The 1523-nt window shown below is 45.4% G+C and carries 2 protein-coding genes; both read left to right on the top strand.

The genetic code is table 11. The annotated features are described in order from the left end of the window. Positions 1 to 128: 128 nt before the first annotated feature. On the top strand, positions 129 to 725 hold the full coding sequence (locus IQ219_RS19550) for a heme-copper oxidase subunit III (RefSeq protein WP_194073718.1): 597 nt from the start codon (positions 129 to 131) through the stop codon (positions 723 to 725). Positions 726 to 820: 95 nt separating this feature from the next. Beyond that, entirely contained in the window at positions 821 to 1486 is a 666-nt protein-coding gene (locus IQ219_RS19545) for a Uma2 family endonuclease (RefSeq protein WP_194073717.1), read from the top strand. The last annotated feature ends 37 nt before the right edge of the window (positions 1487 to 1523 follow it).

Below are 1523 nucleotides of genomic sequence, written 5' to 3'. Positions count from 1 at the left end.
ATTCCCACCATTACAGTGGAACCCTATGGCTACGATCGCCCTGTGGATTTGACCACCGAAGTAACGACGTAGTGTAGGTCTTTTCCAGCGTTGACCCTGTTAACCGAGCAAGCATACGAGGAAATTTTATGGAATCAGGTAATCATCTCCCCCATGGCGAACCAACGGAAGAGCAGGAACCGGATAATTTAGGCTTTGGTTTTCCCGTCTTTTTAATGTCGGAAAGTGTGGTATTTCTCAGTTTTTTTGTTACCTACACCATTCTGCGGCTGACCAATAAACCCTGGTTTCCCCCTGGGGTAGACGGTTTAGATGTGACTAGGGGAGCCATTAACACCGTGGTGCTAGTCACCAGTAGCGGGGCTATCATCTTGGCGGAAAAAGCCCTGCATCGGGGAGAAATGAAGTTGTTTCGCCTATTGTGGTTAGCCACCATAAGTCTAGGAATTGTTTTTCTTTTTGGTCAGGCGGCGGAGTGGGCAGGTATGCCCTTTGGCCTGGATGCGGGATCGGCGGGAGGAACTTTCTTTTTGCTGACTGGTTTCCACGGACTGCACGTTTTTACCGGGGTTTGCCTTTTGCTTTATATGTATTGGCGCTCTCTCCAGCCCCATAATTTTGATGAGGGCCATGAGGGGGTGACGGCGATCGCCTTGTTTTGGCATTTTGTCGATGTTATTTGGATTATTTTGTTTATTTTGCTCTATCTTTGGCCGGTGAATTAAGTCTTCGGATTTATTCAGACCAAGCATCCCGGAGTAGGATCAGGGTAAAAGATTGTTTTTTAACAAGCATAGAATTCCTGGGGGGAGATAGTGAGATGACAGTTGATCTAGAAGCTCGTCAACAAGAAAATTTAACCAAGCCCAGAGCGGAGCATTTGATTTTGCTCAATCCAGTTAGTTGGAATACGTTCAATCAGTTACTAGAAGAATTAGGGGAAAAACGAGGTCAAAGATTTGCCTATGACTGTGGAATTCTAGAAATTATGAGTCCTTTGGGTGTTCACGAAAACAACAATCGCTTTATTGATGACCTCATTCGAGCGATCGCCGATGAACTAGGTTTAAATCTTAAAAAGTTTGGCTCATTAACCTTAAGAATTGACCGAACTAAACAGGGAGTGGAACCAGATTCCTGCTATTACATAGCAAATGAACCCCAGGTGCGGAGCAAACAACAGATTGATCTAACTGTGGATCCGCCGCCCGATTTGATATTAGAAATTGATATTACCAGTGGCTCCTTGGATAAGTTTCCCATCTACAGCAATTTAGGCATACCGGAAATTTGGCGTTATGACGGCGATCGCCTAGCTGTATTTGTTCTTAATCCAGAGTCGAGGCAATACGAGCCCGTGAACCATAGTCCCACCTTTCCTTTTCTATCCCTGGAACAGGTGCCTTTACTAATTGAACGTAGTTTGGCGATCGGAGAGACGGCGGCCCTGAAGGAGTTTCGCCAATGGTTAAGGGCCAACCGTTAACTGTTTTTTGCCTTTCTCCCCAATCATTTATTAGCTA

Origin of the sequence: Synechocystis sp. LEGE 06083 (assembly GCF_015207725.1) — a bacterium.
GTDB lineage: Bacteria > Cyanobacteriota > Cyanobacteriia > Cyanobacteriales > Microcystaceae > Synechocystis > Synechocystis salina.
This window is presented reverse-complemented; position numbering and strand designations above follow the sequence as displayed.

Excerpts from the sequence above, each read along its gene's own strand:
- IQ219_RS19550 (WP_194073718.1), top strand. The coding sequence starts at position 129 with ATGGAATCAGGTAATCATCTCCCCCATGGCGAACCAACGGAAGAGCAG.
- IQ219_RS19545 (WP_194073717.1), top strand. The coding sequence starts at position 821 with ATGACAGTTGATCTAGAAGCTCGTCAACAAGAAAATTTAACCAAGCCC.